Source organism: Methylocaldum sp. GT1BB (assembly GCF_051027545.1).
Classification (GTDB): domain Bacteria; phylum Pseudomonadota; class Gammaproteobacteria; order Methylococcales; family Methylococcaceae; genus Methylocaldum.
On record NZ_CP194902.1, the window covers coordinates 1,243,119 to 1,260,549 of the forward strand.

Genomic DNA, 17,431 nt, shown 5'->3' on the forward strand with positions numbered 1-17,431 from the left:
GAGATCAGGCGTAAAGACGGGTTTCGCCCTGTCCTGCCACGTTCTCCACGCAGCGGCCGCAAAGCTCGGGGTGGTCGGGGTGCTTGCCGACGTCCTCGCGGTGATGCCAGCAGCGTACGCATTTGGGTTTATCGGAAGCCCGAACTTTCAGCTCCAGTCCCTCGATCCCCGTCGGAAGCGTGCCGCTGTCCCCTTCGGGCCGAAGGCTCGCATACGAAGTGATGAACAAGAATCGAAGCTCGCTTTCGATAGGCGCAAGCCGTTCGAGAATCGGTTGGCTGCCGTAAAGCTCGACTTCGGCGTCCAGGGACGAGCCGATCTCGCCGCGCACCCGCAGTACTTCCAGTTCCTTGCTCACCGCCTCGCGGACTTTGAGCAGGAAATCCCAGAACTCGCGGTTGAACGGAGAGGATTCGTCCAGCGGGAACAGTCCCTCGTACCAGGTCTCCAGAAACACCGATTCGCTCCGCTTGCCGGGCAAATGACGCCAGATTTCATCGGCCGTGAAGCTCAGGATGGGCGCCAGCCAGCGGGTTAGTGCCTCGGCGATGTGGTACATCGCGGTTTGTGCGGATCGCCGCGGCAGGCTGTCCTCGCGGCAGGTGTACTGGCGGTCCTTCAGCACGTCGAGATAGAAGCTGCCCAGGTCGATGGAACAGAAGTTGTGGACCTTTTGATAGACCAGGTTGAACTGGTAGGTCTCGTAGGCTTCGACGATTTCCTGCTGGAGACGGAAAGTCCGGTCCACCGCCCAGCGGTCGAGCGCCAGCATCTTTTCGGGTTCGACCGAATGCCGCTCCGGGTCGAAGCCGCTCATGTTCGCGAGCAGATAGCGGGCGGTATTCCGCAGCCGCCGGTAAACGTCCGCCGTGCGTTTCAGAATCTCGTCGGAAACGCTCATCTCGGCCCGGTAGTCGGTTGCCGCGACCCAAAGCCTCAGGATATCCGCCCCGAGGTTCTGCATCACTTTCTGCGGAGCCACGACATTGCCCTTGGATTTCGACATTTTCTTGCCTTCCGCATCCACGGTGAAGCCGTGGGTCAGCACCTGCCGATACGGCGCGGCGTCGCGGATCGCCACGGAAGCGAGCAAGGACGATTGGAACCAGCCGCGATGCTGGTCCGAGCCTTCGAGGTACAGATCGGCCGGCGAATGCAGGTCCTCCCGCCGATCCAGCACGCAGAAGTGGCTGACGCCCGAATCGAACCAGACATCCAGCGTGTCGTTGATCTTCTGGTACTGCGCAGCCTCTTCGCCCAACAATTCCGCGGGGTCGAGATCGAACCACGCATCGATTCCCCGTTCCTCGACCCGTTGCGCGACCGCTTCGATCAGGTCCTCGGTGCGGGGATGCAGGGCGCCGGTCTCGCGGTGGACGAACAAGGCGATCGGCACGCCCCAGTTCCGCTGCCGGGAGACGCACCAGTCGGGCCGGTTCGCGACCATGCCTTCGATTCTCGCCTGCCCCCAGTCGGGTATCCATTCCACTTTCTTGATTTCTTCCAGGGCCTGGCGGCGAAGATCGTTCTTGTCCATGGCGATGAACCACTGGGGCGTCGCTCTGAAGATGACCGGCGTCTTGTGCCGCCAGCAGTGCGGATAGCTGTGCTCGATGCGCGCTTCGTGCAGCAGTGTGCCGCGTTCCTTGAGCACCTCGACCACATGGCCGTTGGCGTTCATGACGTGTTCGCCGGCGAACAGCGGCGTGCTCGGCAGGAACTTGCCGTCGTCCGCCACCGGATTTTCGACCGGCAGCCCATAGCGCTGACCGACGACGTAGTCTTCCTGGCCATGGCCGGGCGCCGTATGCACCGCGCCGGTACCGGCGTCGAGCGTCACGTGCTCGCCGAGAACGATAGGCACCTCGCGCTCGTAAAACGGATGGTGCAGCATCAATCCCTCGAGATCCGAGCCCCTGCAATACGCCACGACGCGGTAATCGTCGACGCCGCAACGCATCATGACATCTTTCATCAGGGCTTCGGCCACGACCAACCGCTCCATCGGTTCCCGGCATTGCACCACGGCGTAATCGAGATCCGGGTTGAGCGCCACGCCCTGGTTGGCCGGCAGGGTCCAGGGTGTCGTCGTCCAGATGACCACCGACAGCGGGCCTTCGCCCGGATGGCCCGGAACCGAGTGACAACGCTGGATCAGCGCGGTTTCGTCGAGAACCCTGAACCGCACGTCGATGGCGATCGAGCGCTTGTTTTCGTATTCGACCTCGGCTTCGGCCAGCGCGGAGCCGCAATCGGTGCACCAATGCACCGGCTTTGCCCCTTTCATCAGATGGCCGCGCGCGGAGATTCGGCCCAAAGCGCGCAGGATGTCGGCCTCGAAGCGAAAGTCCATGGTCAGGTAAGGATTTTCCCAATCGCCGAAAACACCGAGCCGGACGAATTCGCGGCGCTGGATGTCCACTTGTTCGGCCGCATAGGTTCGGCAGGCCTTGCGGAAATCGGAAGCGTTGACCTGCACGCCGGCTTTGCCGATCTTCTTCTCCACCATCAATTCGATGGGCAGGCCGTGGCAATCCCAGCCGGGCACATAGGGCGCGTCGAAACCGTTCAATCCCTTGCTCTTGACGATGATGTCCTTCAACACCTTGTTTACGGCATGGCCGATGTGGATTTCGCCGTTGGCGTAGGGGGGGCCGTCATGAAGAATGAACTTCGGGCGCCCACGGAACGTTTCGCGAATCTTCCGGTAAAGATCCATGCTGCGCCAGCGCTCGAGCTGCTCGGGCTCGCGCTGCGGCAGATTGGCCTTCATCGGAAAATCGGTGCTGGGTAAATTCAGTGTCGATTTGTAATCCGTGCTCATGATGCAGAGGATGATGTTGAATTTGAGATGGCGAAATAGCCTCTTGCAGTCATGACGTCCCGTTCGATCTGGGCCTGCAGTTCGGCTAAGCCGTCGAAGCGCTTTTCGTCCCGGAGCTTGTGGCGAAAAACGATTTCCACCTGTTTTCCGTAGAGGTCTCCGGAGAAGTCCAGCAAATAGGTTTCGAGGAGCACCGTACGTCCTCCCGCGACAGTCGGGCGTATGCCTACGTTCGCGACCCCCGGCAGCGGATGTTCGCCTATTCCGGACATTGTAACGGCAAATACACCCTGTACAGGAGTGTTTTTCCGTCTCATCAAGATGTTGGCCGTGGGAAAGCCGAGCGTTCGGCCGCGCTTCGCCCCATGGATGACGCGTCCGCAGACTGAATAAGGACGCCCCAGGAGTCGCGCTGCGCGAGCTAAATCGCCTGCCGCGAGGGCTTTGCGGATCGAAGTGCTGCTGACGCGTCGTCCATCGACCAATACCGACGGCGTGTCGACCACTTCGAAGCCGAATTCTTTCCCGGCCTGCCGCAACAAGGCAAAGTTGCCGAGCCGGTTTCTGCCGAATCTGAAATCGTCTCCGATCACCAGATACTTGATGCGCAGTCCTTCGAGCAGGATGTCTTGAATGAAGCTTTCCGCCGGCAACATGGCGAGCTGCCGGTTGAAGCGCAGCAGCAGCACCTGATCGATCGGCAATTCAGCCAAGCGGGCCAGCTTTTCACGGAGCCGGGTCAAACGGGCCGGTGCTTCGTTCGGGAAAAAATATTCCCGTGGCTGCGGTTCGAACAGGACGACCACAACCGGCAAATCCAGCCTCCGTCCTGCTTCCGCCAGCCTTTCGATCACTTGGCAGTGACCAATATGGACGCCGTCGAAGTTGCCGATCGTGGCGACGCAGCCCCGTTCGGGAAGTTTCAGTTCGGCGAGTCCTCGAATCAAGCGCATGCGACGGTCCTCAGGTACCTTCCGGAACCAGCATGTGCCTGGGACGGAGCCCTGTCAGGGTAAGACACGACAGATAAGTCGCGAGGCCCAGCAGAATCCACAAAGCCAGATGCGAAATTCGGTCGGCGAGCGACCAGATCTGCCACGGATAAGCATTGGACGCATAGACCAGGATCGGGACCATCACGCCACTGGCGAGCGCTACACGCAGCAGGAAGATCGGCCATCCCGGTTCCGGTTTGTAAATCTGCTCCTTCAAAAGTTTGGCCAGGAGCAGTCCGGCGTTAAGGAGCGCCGCCAACGCCGTCGACAGAGCGAGACCCGCGTGACCCCAGCCGATCGGCGCGAGTTGAAAAATCAGAGCCAGGTTCAACGCGAGGTTGGCGATAATGGCGTAGACGCCATACCTGACCGGGGTGCGGAGATCCTGTCTCGAGCTGAAGCCCGGAACCAGCACCTTGATTGCGATGAAGCCCATCAATCCGATGGAGTAAGTCGTTAGGCTCCGGCTGGCCATCTCGGCGTCATGCGAAGAAAACCGATCGTACTGAAAAAGGGTGGAAATCATCGGTTCGGCGAGTAGCGCTAGGCCCAAGGTCGCCGGCAAGCCGATCAGGATGACCCAGCGGAGAGCCCAGTCCAGCGAACGGGAAAACCCGTCGCGATCACGGTTTGCATGATTTTTCGACAAATGAGGCAACATTACAGTGCCGATAGCGACGCCGAAAATGCCCAAAGGGAATTCCACCAGCCGATCGGAGTAGTAAAGCCAGGAGACGCTGCCGGACACTAAAAAGGAGGCAATCACCGTGTCGACCAGGAGATTCACCTGGGTTACCGAAACCCCGAAAATCGCCGGTCCTATCATCTTGATGATGCGGCGAACGCCGGCATCGTGAAACCCAAGGCGGGGTTTCGGCAGCAAGCCCTCCCGGAGGAGCGCAGGCACTTGAAATGCGAGCTGGACGACGCCGGCGATCAGCACACCCCAGGCCAAGGCGATAATCGGTTCGGACAGGTAAGGGGCGAACCAAATCGCCGCAGCGATCATCAGAAGATTCAGAAAGACCGGCGTGAAGGCCGGTATGGCGAAACGTCCCCAGGTGTTCAGAATGGCCCCGGCGAATGCCGTGAGGGAAATGAAGAAAAGATACGGCAAGGTGATGCGCAGCATCTCGACGCTGAGCTCGAATTGCTCCGCATTTCGATAGAAACCGGGCGCAAACAGCATGATCAAGACCGGCGCAGCGATAATGCCGGCGAAGGTGACAAGCAACAAGGCCAGCGACAGGCTGCCGGCCGTACGATCCAAGAAGGGCCTGAGCTGGGTCGGGTCGTGGCGCTCCTTGTAATCTGACAGAACCGGCACGAAGGCCTGCGAGAAGGCGCCTTCCGCAAAGAGGCGGCGCAGGAAGTTGGGAATTCTAAACGCGACGAAGAACGCGTCGGTGCCGGGATCGGCACCGAAATAACGGGCGATGACGACATCTCGAACGAACCCTAAAAGGCGGGAGACGAAGGTCATGCCGCCGACGGCCGCCGTGGATTTCAGTAGATGCTTGCTCAGAGCCTAAAACCAGTGCTTTCGTTGAAGAAAAGGCCGTAGTATAAGGAATTTGGGCGATCAAGGCACTGTTAGAGATACGCTGCGAAAAGCTATCCGAAAATGGCCTATAACCTGCGAAAACGTCTGGCCCGATAATTTTGTGAAAATTGCGCTCTTGACTCTTGAATTACTTGTGACGAAAATAACGAATTCGCTTAAAACGATTAGGATTAGAGGTTTTCACCTTGGCTAATATTGCTTCAGCAAAAAAACGCGCCATACAATCGGAAAAACATCGCGCCCACAACGCGGCTCAGCGCAGCCGGTTGCGGACCTTCATCAAGAAGGTCATTCTGGCGGTAGAATCCGGCGACTTGGAGCAAGCGCAGGCCGCATTTCGCGCCGCAGTTCCCGTTATCGACTCGTCGGTTAACAAGGGCTTGATCCACAAGAACAAGGCCGCTCGCAGCAAGAGCCGTCTCAACGCCCGAGTCAAAGCGCTGGCTCTGAGCGCATCCGCCTAAGTTTCTGGCGGAAAGACGAGGCGGGCTGGCCCGCCTGCCTCTCTCAAGCCAGTACCAGATTATCGCGGTGAATCAGTTCCGGTTCATCGACATATCCAAGCAGGCATTCGATTTGCGAGCTCGGTTGTCGCATGATGGCGCGCGTTTCGTCAGCGCCGTAATTCACCAGCCCGCGAGCCACCTCTTTTCCCTCCATATCCACGCAAGCGACTAGGTCGCCCCTGTGGAAGTCGCCGTCCACGGCGGTTACGCCGATGGGCAAGAGGCTTTTGCCGTCTTCTCTCAAGACGCGCGCAGCACCTTCATCCAAGTGCAACTTACCCTTGAGTTTGAGCTGTCCGGCCAGCCAACGCTTCCTGGCCAGCATCGGGGATACATCGGGAATCAGAAAGGTACCCAATTCCTCGCCCGCAACCACCCTTGCCATGACATTTTGCTCCCGCCCGCTGGCGATAACCGTTGCCGTCCCGGACCGGGAGGCCAGCCGAGCGGCGCGCAGTTTGGTGATCATGCCGCCCCGGCCGAGTCCGCTGCGGCTCTCGCCCACCATCTCGCCGAGGCGCGCATCATTGATGCTGGCCTGGTAGACGAGTTGGGCGGTGGGGTCCAGGGTCGGGTCGCGTTCGTAAAGTCCCTTTTGGTCGGTCAAAATGATCAAGAGATCCGCTTCCAGGAGATTCGCCACCAAAGCGGCGAGCGTGTCGTTGTCTCCGAAGCGGATTTCCTCGTTCGCTACCGTATCGTTTTCGTTGATGACCGGCACCACCCCCAATTCGAGCAGGGTGAGTAGGGTGCTTCGGGCGTTAAGATAGCGCTGCCGATCCGATAGGTCGTCGTGGGTCAGCAGGATTTGCGCGGTATGAAGACCGTGCCCTTGAAAGAGGGATTCATAAGTCTGAATCAGGCCCATCTGTCCCACGGCGGCGGCCGCCTGGAGTTCGTGCAGGGAGCGTGGGCGGGTTTTCCAGCCCAGCCGGCACATGCCTTCGGCGACCGAGCCGGAAGAAACGAGAAGAATTTCTATATCTTGGTGGCGCAAGACGGCAATTTGAGCCACCCAATCGGTGATTGCGGGCATGTCCAGTCCGCGCCCGCCCCCGGTCAGCAAGGCACTGCCGATCTTGACGATGATGCGGCGGGCGTGGGCGAATTCAGTCCTGTTCTGCATCTTTTGTTTGGTCCTGCTCCAGGAACGCCATAACGCTGTAGGTCAAGTCTTTGAGGCCGTCGCCTCGAACGGCGGAGACCCTAAAGACGGGGCCGGCCCATTCGAGACCTTCTATGATTTCGCGGCAGCGCTGTTGGGCTGTGTCGTCGGCGAGTCGATCGATCTTGTTCAAAACCAGCCAGCGCGGCTTCTGGTCCAGACCCTGGTCCCATTGTTGAAGCTCGGCGATCACTTTTTGTGCCGCCGTAATCGGGTCTTCCAGGCTTTCGTACGGTTCGACATCCACTACGTGGAGCAGCAGCTTGGTACGGGCAAGATGCTTCAGGAACTGGACTCCGAGTCCCGCTCCATGCGATGCGCCCTCGATGAGGCCGGGAATATCGGCCATGACGAAGCTGCGCTGATCGTCGACGCGCACGACGCCCAGATTCGGATACAAGGTGGTAAAAGGGTAATCCGCAACCTTGGGACGTGCGGCGGACACGCTGCGAATCAAGCTGGATTTTCCGGCATTGGGCATGCCCAGCAAGCCGACGTCCGCGATGAGCTTCAGCTCCAGGCGCAGGGTGCGCCGTTCGCCCGGCGTTCCGCTGGTGGCCTTGCGCGGCGCGCGATTGACGCTGCTCTTGAATCGGGTATTGCCGAGGCCGTGAAAGCCGCCTTGGGCTACCAATAATTTTTCGCCTTCCTTGACCAGGTCGCCGAGCTTTTCGCCGGTTTCGGCGTCGAACACCTCGGTGCCGGTAGGTACGTGGACGATGCAGTCGGCGCCCGAATGGCCGGTGCAGTTGCCGCCCGACCCGTTTTGTCCGCGTTCGGCGCGAAATCGCGAGTGAAAGCGGAAGTCGACCAGCGTGTTGAGATTGGTGGAGGCGACCAGAAAAACGCTGCCGCCGTCACCGCCGTCGCCCCCGTCGGGGCCGCCGAAAGGAACATATTTTTCGCGCCGAAAGCTGACGCAGCCGTTGCCGCCGTCGCCCGCTTCCACCCGAATTTCCGCTTCGTCAACAAACTTCATGGTAATGACAAAAAAGCCCCGTCACGGACGAGGCTTCTTCCTATTTAAAAGGGCGGCCCGTAAAGCCGCTTTGATCCTTAGGCTTCGCTTTGAACGATACTGACGTATTTGCGCTTGAGCGGGCCTTTCACCTTGAACTGGACCTGTCCGTCGGCCAATGCGAAAAGCGTATAGTCTCTTCCGCAGCCTACATTCTCACCGGCGTGGAATTTGGTGCCGCGCTGCCGCACGATAATGCTGCCCGCTTGCACGAACTGACCGCCGAAGCGTTTCACGCCGAGTCGTTTGGATTCTGAATCGCGGCCGTTGCGCGAGCTGCCGCCTGCTTTCTTGTGTGCCATCGTGATTCCTCGCTCTTCGATTAGGCAGAGATACCTGTGATCTGAATTTCGGTGTAATTCTGCCGGTGGCCCGCCTGCTTCATGTAATGCTTACGCCGGCGGAACTTGACGATTTTAATTTTCGGGTGCCGGCCATGAGCCTTGATGGTTGCGGTTACTTTGCCGCCATCAATGAAGGGTTTGCCTACTTTCAAGCCGGAATCCGTTTGAACCATTAGCACCTTGTCGAACTCGATTTGCTGGCCGGCTTCGGCGCTCAGGGTTTCGACCTTGACCACGTCGCCCTGTTTCACCCGATATTGCTTGCCGCCTGTTTGTATAACCGCGTACATTTTTGTTGGCTCCAACGCAGAAAATTCTTTTAAACACGGAATGATAACCGTGTATGCCTAAATCCGTCAACCAGCTGAGTTTTTTGCCTGCCGAGTTGCGAATCGCAACCGGCGTGACGCCGTCAGAGGGCAACGAGTATTTCGCCCTTGCCCAGTCCGCACATGTCTCCGGCATAGCGCCGTACCCGCTTGAGGGTGTCGGACATTTCGGAGAACCGGGTCTCCAATCCCTGGAAGCCTTTCAGAAGCAACGGTATGAAGCCGAGCGTATGGGTGCCGCAATCATTGAAGGTAGCCGGAATGGATGCCGGTGTCCGGGCAAGCAGCACGGTGCCCCGGTTCATGGCATAGCCGAGGTGTGCGCCGACTTCGCCGAGGACGGCGATGGTGCCGGCCGTCATGCGCGAACCCAGATAATTTCCGGCGTTGCCCTCGATAAGAATGGCGCCGCGCCGCAGATGGTCGCCCACGCGGTCGCCGACGTTTCCTTTGACGATGACCACGCCGCCGGCCATGCCCTTTTTATTGCCGGGAAGGGCTGCGCCGAGGAAATCTCCGGCGTTGCCGCGAATCAAAATTTCGCCTTTTTTCATTTCGCAAGCGGCGTAAGCGTCGACGTTGCCGCTTACGATGATGCGTCCGCCCTTGAGGTGCATGCCCAAATAACTGCCGGCATCGCCCTCGACGCGGATTTCCCCCTGGCTCATGCCCTTCCCGATATAGTCGAGCTTACGGCTGCCGCGGAAGATAAGGCGGTCGGAACCTTGCCCTTCGATCGAAAACAGTTCATCGGCACGTATTTGCCGGTTGCCGTATTGCAGCAATTCGGCGCCGATTTCACTCGCGGATTTGTCGGCGAGCCGATCCGGCGTCAATGGGGACACGTCGATCCGTTGTTCGAGTTCGGCCTTCAGGGTGAAGGTGAGCGCCGTCATGCCATGATCTCCTGAAGATGGAATAGGAAAGGACCCAATTTGCCGCCGTAATTGCCCGCGCTGATGCGGCGTATGCCGTTTTCGGCGCCCAGGCTGCAAGCCGCCTCGATGCCGACCCGCATGGCTTTCTTGATGTCGTCATCGGTCAAGCCGTCGATGACGATCTCCATGACCGATTCGATTTCGGGGCTCAAATCCGTCCTGGTTTGACCTTTGAGCGTGGGGCAGAACGCGTCGTTGGTCGACGCCGACAAGGCTTTGTACTTGGAGCCGACCTTCGAGCCCGAGCGCACCACGCCGCCGGGGAAAGGCATGATGACGTTCGGGATCTTTTTCATGGCTTCGATGGCGGCCTCGCAAGCGGCCAAGGCCTGCGGCTGGCTTTCCGCCAGGATCAGGAAGTTGCCGCCGCCTACGGCCTTGACGGTGCAGGTGGTATCTTCGCAGAGGAACTCGCCGTCCATGACCGGGACGCGCCAATACCGTTTGCCGTTGATGCGCTTGGAGATCTGGAATCCGTCCCCGAAGAAGCGGAGATTCTTGCCCAAGGGAATCTTGTCGCCTTCGTGAATGCCGGCGAACAGTGCCGAGGTGGGCGAGGTCAGCACGCACTGGCCTGCGCGGGTTTCCACTTGCTTGGCCAAGGTTTTGCCGCCCATGGCGAAAATCAGCGCGGAGATGCCCGGTCGTCCGTCCGGCGTTTCACTCGGATCGAGTTCTCGCTCTATGCCTGCTTCGCAGCCACACGCGATTACCGAAGTGGCGAAGCCTGTCATGGCCTGAGCCGCATGATAAGCCCATTTGAGATTTTGAGCGGTGATGATGACCCGTGTGGCCCTCATCGGAAAGGCTTCGGCGAAAGTCGCATCGATCTGGACGCCGTTAATGTTCATGCAGTTCCTCACGGCTCTTTTGTTTTATTTGCAGAATTCGGGTGCTTTGCGTCTCAACGGGGGAGAATGCTCGCGCCATTCTTGTTAGGCCTGACCTTGGCAGGGATGAACGAGAATCTTGCTGCGTCCATCGTTCTCGATTTCCCAGTCGCGGATGATGAAGTTGTCCATCTTCATGGTGTGGTAGCGATCGAAATAGTCCCGCAGTCGCCCTTCGATACCCGCGCGCTCGAACTCCGGCTTGACGGTGTGCACATTGCCCCAGACGACTTTGACCACTTCGCCGTTGCGGACGACCAGTTCACCGTCCTTGAAGACATAATCGGGCTTGGTGAACATCGCCTCCTTGTCCTCCTGTTCGGTGTATACGGTAATGTCCCCGGCGGCTCCCGCGCCCAAATGGCCGCGGTCGCTGAGGCCGAGAAGCCTGGCGGCTCCGGCGCGGGTCATGATCGCGATCTCGTACAAACTGTACTCGCGGTCGATGGAGCCGAGCGTGCTCAGCGCGGCGGCATCGGCGTTGATGGTCGAGAGCATGTCGTTGCGGAAGCTCTTGTCCATCAGCAGCCGGATCAAATGGGGATAGGTGGTGAATGGCGCACCGTTGGGGTGATCGGTGGTGAGGAAAATGCGCCAGGGATCGTCCACCAGCAGGAAGATTTCGAGCCCGATACACCATTGCAGGGCATTGACGAAATTCTGGTCCCTGTACTTGAACGGTACCACCCCGCAGCCGGCGTCGCATTCGATGTCCATGCACACCCATTTGTTCGGATGGGCATGATGGGAATTGACGAACTGGCGCATGGAGTCGCCCGACGCGGTGATGGTCTGGCCGAACAGAATTTGCCCTACATCCGCCGTGATGTTGCGGTTCTTGTTGATGGCCTCCGCGATCTGTGCCGCGCCCGAAGAAAACTTGCGGTCGCCCTCGGTGCCATAACTATGGAACTGGATATGAGTTAGATGCATCGGCAAGCCTTCGATGCCGGTGATCGTGTTCAGCGTCGTTTCCAGATTGCCCGGCACCCCTAGATTGCAGCCGTGCACGTGCAGAGGGTGAGGTACGCCCAATTCGTGTACCGCCCTGGCCAGTTTCTGCAGAACCTGGCGCGGCGTGACGCCGTAATAGCTATGCTGATCGTCCAGATCCAGTTTGCGCTGGTTGAATTTGAACGCGCTGATTCCGCCGGGATTGACCACCTTGATGCCGATGCATTGGCTGGAGTGCAGAGTCCAGGCCACGTAATCGTTGATGACCTGCTGGTCGGCGCCGGACGAGAGTAGGCGCAGATAGAAATCATCGCTGCCGAGCATGGCATAGCCGCCTACGTCCATCAGCGGTACGTCGGCCATTTCCATGTGCGCTTGGCGGGCGTTGATGGGGAGCACCGCAGGTTCGAAGCCGGCGGTATAGCCCATTTCCGCATAGCGATAACCGGTGGTCAGCGTGGAGGGCGCGGCATGGCCGCAGCCGGCGCGTTTTAATCCGGAACGGGGCGATGGATCGGCGCGGTGATCCTCCGGCAGGAGGTTACGGGCGATCGTCACTTTGCCGCCGCCGATATGCGTGTGCATGTCGATGGCTCCGGCCATGATCACTTTGCCGCGGCAATCGTATTCCTGATCGGGCGCCATGCCTTGAATATCGGAGTGAGGAACGATCCGGCCGTCGCGGATGTAAATGTCCAGCACCTGGCCATCGATGTTGTGCGCGGGATCGTAGACAGTGCCGCCCGTGAGTTTAATCAGCATGAAACAAGCTCTCCTGTGGATCGTTACCGCAAGGTGATACCGCTGGTCCGGTTATATCCGGAATCCGACCCAGTCCGGGCGGTCGCACCTCGGGGTCGTCGTCAGAAACACCAATCTCAGCGGATCGGTCTTGCCGCCGCAGTCGTCATGCAATGACGCTGGAGATCGATGGGTGGGATGAAAAGGCGGTACTGGCATCGAACTGATGTAAATGTCTTTATGGAGCTATTCCTAGCCGGAAGAGGCTAAATATGTCCAAGTCCCAGCAAAGCATTCGCCACTTCTCATCGTTGGACCCGCGTATTCACAAAGTTATGCAAAAACACGCGGTCCCAGGATTTTCTGGAAGGGACGGCCAATAAACTCGAATCAATCTGACACAATGCCTCTTCCGTAGGCTTGGTATAGCCCGGAAGAATAAGCAACCCGGTTTAACTTTTCAACTCGACGGCATCGGTTCGGACGGAAAGGGGTATCGCCAGAGTATGGGGCGGGGTGCAAACAGCGGTTTGAACGGGCTGATTCTGTGCCTGTCCTCCCGGTTTGCTCTGGAATGCGGCGGGGCAAGCCGGGAGGGAATAGGAACTATCGGAGACTGTTGCTACGTGGTAGAGCCGAGTGCTTGCTCGATCGCTCGAAGCACATCGGATGCTTTGAATAGCTCGGACTTGCGGAGTTGGTACAGCGGCATGGCGACGACATTGTCGCAACGGTACATGTGGCCGGCAAAGTCGATGCCGGGCACGCCCACGGGAATGAACACGTCGGGTTCGGATTCGAAGCGCATTCCCGAGCGGCCGATCACGACCGTGGGTACGTCACTCGCCGGAGGCGGCGTCGAGCTCAGGCTCGAAATCCAGAACAGGGCATCCGCTTCGCTGTTCGCGAGGAGTCGTGCCGCGCCGTTGTGGTAGGGGTCGTATTCTGGGTAACCTCGAGCATAGCTGACGCGCGTAGGATAACCGCTGATCCATGCGCACACCTGGCTCGCGGTGCGATCGCCGTCCTGTCCGCCCAGTGGCAATACGGCGGCGCGGGTGTCTTTATTCAGCGTCGCCACCATCTGGCACAGCTGCTGTACGGTCAGTTCGGCGTCAGGAAAGGCAAGCTGTCCCGCAGCCCAGGTCACTACGCTGTAATTGGCTTGGCGCAACCGATCCACGACCGATTGCAGTTCCGCGACGGGGATGCCGGCGACCTGTTCGGCTTGAAGTCTTGCGCCCTTGGCGAGAGCCGAAAGCGCCGCCGCCACCTCCGGCAGGCTCTCCTGGGCACAGGGGATGACCTTCGGCGGGCGGCCGTCGGGGGCGGTGGCCGCCTGGCCGGTCGGGGCGCGGCCGATGAAGATGATTTCGCGCTTGCCGGTGTCACCGTTGAACAGCGTTTCCTTGTTCCAGACGAAGCGTTCGAAGAAGCGCGGAAAATTGAGTTCGATATCGGTACCGAACGAGACCAGAACCTCCACCCGATTCTTGAGTTCGCCCAAGGTCGTCGCCATCCAGCCGGAATCGGCCAGCACCAAGAGGTTGCGCAAGCCGCCTTCGGCACGCATTTGATCGAACACGCCTCGGCAACGGTCGATCAAGGAAAGCGCCGCGCGGGTTTCGTCGACATCGGTGCCAAAGCCGCTGAATACCGGGAGGCGAGTGCTTTTCAATATTTCCGAGGCGCGCGCGACGGCCTGGTCCAGCGTAGCCGGCTTTCCGGCGATGCGTGGAACGGTATCGGCGATCGCTTGCTCGAAGCCGGGAATCGTTACGGCGTCACCGTTCTCGAGGATTCTGACCCGCTGGCCCTCGACTTCGATTTTCAGGTCGTCCGAGGCTATGCCGCAAAACGGGCTGGGAACGTTTTCGAAAACGCGGGTTTGGGTACTTTCGGTCATGCCATTTCTCTCAAGAGATATCAAGACGTCGGGTGGCGTAGCCGCCGAAGAGGTAAAGGATCATATGCGGACAGGCGCAGGTGTTGCACCAAATCGCGCAAGAATAGGTCTTTCGGCCTCAACTTTCAACTTCGGGCCGACCGTTCCATAGACCCAGTCATCTTCTGCCGATCCGGCGGTACGAGCCGTAATCGAATAGCCATCCACCCCTCTTCGGCGCAAGCTCCTTGTTAGAAATCGATCTGCGACGGCACAAGCTCTAGCGGCGGAATATCGGTCGCCGTCCCTGATATCAGCGCGGCATTCTCTGACGCAGGAAGGTAGACACCCCGTCCCGGTAGATAGGTAACTGACGGAGTTGGGATATTGGTCGTGGGGTCGAGTTGGTTGGTGATGGTGACTTGAGACGTTCCTGTGAACCACTGAAATACGGATTCCCCGCCCGTCAGAGGAGTGTTGATCCACTCCTTTACCGCCAGTACCAAATTCGTTGGGATCGCGTCGGTCAATATGGCCACGCGGGCCAAGCTACCGACCGGTGCAGTCATGGTAATTACGGGCGTCATAGGCATTTCCTTGGAGATGTCTTCCCAGATTCCGGGAGGCACGGCCGGATTATCGTGGGGATCGTAGCCGGGTATCGGGTTGGCTGTCGGGCTGAATTGATACTTCCACGTGTATACATTGGATCTGTTGCAGATTTCCAGCGACGCGTACCCTCCGCTACACCATTCGGTCCACGTATAGGCTGTACCACGCTCAAGGCTTAAATACTGCTTATACAGGTATTGGTCCAAATCGGAATAATCGTAAATGTAGGTCGGTTCGGAGATATCCTTGGTGGCGACCGCAACGGCGTCGTCCTCCTGTCCCAGCGGACCGCGATAGACCACTTGCAGATAGAGGTCCGTGGCGCTGATGGGGATGGGGGTCGGAAAGAGAAAGGTGACCTGCTGCGCGTCGGCATTGACGCCGGCGGGGACATCGGCCTCCTGCGAGACGACGATCTCTTCCTGCTCCGAGCGGCACTGATGCCAGTCGATGCCCGGCGAGCCGTATTCCCCCGGCAAGTCCGGCTGATAGCAGTTGTTGCGGTGAAACTTGGCCACGGCCCAGAGCTTGCCGGGGGCCCCCATCGGCTCTATGCCGTCTCCGGCAGGCGTAACGTTCCTGAGCTTCAGCTTGATCTTGCCGAAGCCGCCCGTATCCTTGGCATTGCCTTCCGGAACATCATGATCCACGACGCCGTAGACGCCCTCGTCGGGCAGGGAGATTTCCATCTTACCCCGGAAGAAGTAATTGATGAGGCCGGCGGAGTAGGCGACAGCGCGGGGGATGAGGAACTCGTGGGCAGAATCCAAGTCAAAGCGGTTCAGCGCAAAGACAGGAGCCACTCCTTTCTTTTCTAGTTCTGGATCGAATAGCGAATAGCTCGCTGCCCGTGGATTGTCCCTGGTTTCGCTGGGCCGGAGACTATCTGTGACGGTGTTTGCAAAGAAGGTAATCTCACCCGAGATGGCGGGAGGGCAAGGAGGCCGCCCTTGCGCCTCGGCCTCTGCGCACACAGTTACGACATCAAGGGGCTGTCCCTTCATCAAGGAAGACAATGTCGGAGAAGGAAGTGCCTCCGAGCTGAAAAGCGTCCCGGAGGAAAAAAATCCTCGATTAGTGTATTCGGCGATGCCGTTTCCCCTAAGTACATTCCGCAAATATTTGCGGAATCTCGACAGATTGGCTTGATTGGCGGGGTTGTCCTGCAGGTTGCCTATGCCGCAAGACTTCCCTGAATGTACTTAGTGCCGTTTCCTTCAGTAGTTGTCCAGAACTGGCGCGGCGTGGTGAAATTGCCGGTATCGTCGGCGGAATATACCGGAGCATAAGTGGTGAACCACATATTGGCCGGGGGATTTCTCAGCGTCCACTTCTCGTAGAGGCTTGGATTCCACAGGCCCAGGAAATAGCCGGGAAATGCGCAAATCAGTCCATCGCAATGCGGTTCGTTGCGCACATGCTGGGGTTGGGCCATGTGCTGTAAATGGTGGATAACGTGCCCCAGCGTCTGGAAGGTCAAGCCCCAGTTCTTGTCCCGCTCCGCCTTGTCAGGCTTGGTCAGCGCGTCATAAAAATACTGCCGCCCTTTCTTGTAAGAAAACGGCTGGTCCGTGCTGAAATCCTGGATATCCTCCAACGCCCAATTCGGAGAGGGCGCACCCGGCATCCAGCCGTCCACCGTCAAGCCTTGCCCATTTACTGGATTAAAAAAGTGATAGAGCGCCTGGATATCGCGGCGATTGTCTTCGAAAGCGGCACCATGCTGTATCAGTGCGCTAATGGTCATCAGGTTGCTAACGCCAAAGCCTAACAACGTGTCTGAATTAGGGAATTTTTGGCTCTCATCGTAGAGGTCTACGCCTTTCAGCCCAAGCTGTTTTAGCGTCGAAAGTTTGCTTAGAATTGAATCTTGTGCCGCATAAGCTGCCATTGTCGTATGCGTCCCTACTTCGTATCCACAGGCCGGAATCACCCATGCCAATATAGCGGCTATAAATATAAAGAAGAACGATTTTATTGTCATTTGGCATACTCCTTGAAAAACTCATCCGCCGATCCGCATCTTCCTTTATATTGATCAAGGAGACCAATTGACCAAACTTCAATATCGGCCTGTGGATCAATTGCCTTGAGGCGTTTTTTTTCAGCATCCATGGCCAAGATCATGAGCGGTATTTTTTTCCACTCGCAATCTTCCACAATATCTACCAAATATGAATACAATCCACCGTAGAAAATCTTGATCATTGTGTGAGTAACAACGGGATCCGCTTTCGCTAACTTTATAGTTCGCCCGCTCACCCACGATTTGCGATGAATGCCTGGCGTTTTCGTCCCAGCCCCTGGATAGTTGTTTGTGATCATCTTCCACTCGTAGCCCGGCTTGAAGATGATGATTCGAGGGTCTTGATCGCGCAGTTCGTACAGCATCGGATTGAGCTTAGTGAAGCCTTCGAAGTGGAAGCGGCCGGCCTGGTCCGTGACGGTTTCCTTTACTTCGAGCTGGCCTCTATCACGCTCACCATCGAGGCTGCCGACCACCAATTGCCAGTTCGCTACCACGTTCGCGCCTTCCAGTGGCTGATTCGTCTCGGCATCCACCACCCGCGCCTCGATCGGGTCGGCGATGTAGAAAGGCGCGCCGCAGCCCAGCAAAGAAATCAGCACGAACGCCAGTAACAGGAATCGGAACTTGCTCATTTTGC

15 protein-coding genes are annotated in these 17,431 nt (G+C 58.4%); 1 reads left to right on the forward strand and 14 read right to left on the reverse strand.

The window, feature by feature from the left end; genetic code table 11:
• Positions 1 to 4 precede the first annotated feature (4 nt).
• The 3 genes from ileS to murJ are packed head-to-tail and all read right to left on the reverse strand — an operon-like array spanning position 5 to position 5,344.
• Positions 5 to 2,824: an isoleucine--tRNA ligase gene (ileS, locus tag ACR2TX_RS06790; protein ID WP_086133711.1), complete on the reverse strand. Its 2,820-nt coding sequence runs from the start codon at positions 2,822 to 2,824 to the stop codon at positions 5 to 7.
• Positions 2,821 to 3,777: a bifunctional riboflavin kinase/FAD synthetase gene (ribF, locus tag ACR2TX_RS06795; protein WP_077732077.1), complete on the reverse strand. Its 957-nt coding sequence runs from the start codon at positions 3,775 to 3,777 to the stop codon at positions 2,821 to 2,823. Before ribF ends, ileS begins: the two co-directional genes overlap by 4 nt.
• A 10-nt stretch (positions 3,778 to 3,787) precedes the next feature.
• Positions 3,788 to 5,344 (reverse strand): murein biosynthesis integral membrane protein MurJ, encoded by a 1,557-nt coding sequence (gene murJ / locus ACR2TX_RS06800; RefSeq protein ID WP_434132428.1) that lies wholly within the window; start codon positions 5,342 to 5,344, stop codon positions 3,788 to 3,790.
• 224 nt (positions 5,345 to 5,568) lie between these two features.
• Between murJ and rpsT the strand changes: the two genes are divergently transcribed.
• Positions 5,569 to 5,847 (forward strand): 30S ribosomal protein S20, encoded by a 279-nt coding sequence (gene rpsT, locus ACR2TX_RS06805; protein ID WP_086133708.1) that lies wholly within the window; start codon positions 5,569 to 5,571, stop codon positions 5,845 to 5,847.
• Between the two features lie 43 nt (positions 5,848 to 5,890).
• Here the strand turns inward: rpsT and proB are convergent, their stop codons facing one another.
• From proB to ACR2TX_RS06860, 11 genes are all read right to left on the reverse strand, one after another.
• Positions 5,891 to 7,015: a glutamate 5-kinase gene (proB, locus tag ACR2TX_RS06810; RefSeq protein WP_086133707.1), complete on the reverse strand. Its 1,125-nt coding sequence runs from the start codon at positions 7,013 to 7,015 to the stop codon at positions 5,891 to 5,893.
• Positions 6,999 to 8,033, reverse strand: coding sequence for an Obg family GTPase CgtA (cgtA, locus tag ACR2TX_RS06815; RefSeq protein WP_434131628.1), 1,035 nt, complete (start codon positions 8,031 to 8,033; stop codon positions 6,999 to 7,001). Before cgtA ends, proB begins: the two co-directional genes overlap by 17 nt.
• Positions 8,034 to 8,110: 77 nt before the next feature.
• Positions 8,111 to 8,374: a 50S ribosomal protein L27 gene (rpmA, locus tag ACR2TX_RS06820; protein ID WP_077732072.1), complete on the reverse strand. Its 264-nt coding sequence runs from the start codon at positions 8,372 to 8,374 to the stop codon at positions 8,111 to 8,113.
• Between the two features lie 20 nt (positions 8,375 to 8,394).
• On the reverse strand, positions 8,395 to 8,706 hold the full coding sequence (gene rplU, locus ACR2TX_RS06825; protein WP_077732071.1) for a 50S ribosomal protein L21: 312 nt from the start codon (positions 8,704 to 8,706) through the stop codon (positions 8,395 to 8,397).
• Between the two features lie 122 nt (positions 8,707 to 8,828).
• Positions 8,829 to 9,641 carry a formylmethanofuran dehydrogenase subunit C gene (locus tag ACR2TX_RS06830; RefSeq protein ID WP_077732070.1) on the reverse strand — a complete coding sequence of 271 codons (813 nt, stop codon included), beginning with the start codon at positions 9,639 to 9,641 and terminating at the stop codon, positions 8,829 to 8,831.
• Positions 9,638 to 10,534 carry a formylmethanofuran--tetrahydromethanopterin N-formyltransferase gene (fhcD, locus tag ACR2TX_RS06835; RefSeq protein WP_077732069.1) on the reverse strand — a complete coding sequence of 299 codons (897 nt, stop codon included), beginning with the start codon at positions 10,532 to 10,534 and terminating at the stop codon, positions 9,638 to 9,640. Before fhcD ends, ACR2TX_RS06830 begins: the two co-directional genes overlap by 4 nt.
• An 84-nt stretch (positions 10,535 to 10,618) precedes the next feature.
• Positions 10,619 to 12,289: a formylmethanofuran dehydrogenase subunit A gene (locus tag ACR2TX_RS06840; protein WP_434131630.1), complete on the reverse strand. Its 1,671-nt coding sequence runs from the start codon at positions 12,287 to 12,289 to the stop codon at positions 10,619 to 10,621.
• 601 nt (positions 12,290 to 12,890) lie between these two features.
• Entirely contained in the window at positions 12,891 to 14,174 is a 1,284-nt protein-coding gene (locus ACR2TX_RS06845; protein WP_434131632.1) for a formylmethanofuran dehydrogenase subunit B, read from the reverse strand.
• Positions 14,175 to 14,404: 230 nt separating this feature from the next.
• Entirely contained in the window at positions 14,405 to 15,568 is a 1,164-nt protein-coding gene (locus tag ACR2TX_RS06850; protein WP_434131633.1) for a hypothetical protein, read from the reverse strand.
• A 371-nt stretch (positions 15,569 to 15,939) separates the two neighbouring features.
• Positions 15,940 to 16,749 carry a hypothetical protein gene (locus ACR2TX_RS06855; protein WP_434131635.1) on the reverse strand — a complete coding sequence of 270 codons (810 nt, stop codon included), beginning with the start codon at positions 16,747 to 16,749 and terminating at the stop codon, positions 15,940 to 15,942.
• A complete protein-coding gene (locus tag ACR2TX_RS06860) occupies positions 16,746 to 17,426 on the reverse strand; it encodes a carboxypeptidase-like regulatory domain-containing protein (protein WP_086133699.1) in 681 nt (226 codons plus the stop codon). Before ACR2TX_RS06860 ends, ACR2TX_RS06855 begins: the two co-directional genes overlap by 4 nt.
• Positions 17,427 to 17,431: the final 5 nt, after the last annotated feature.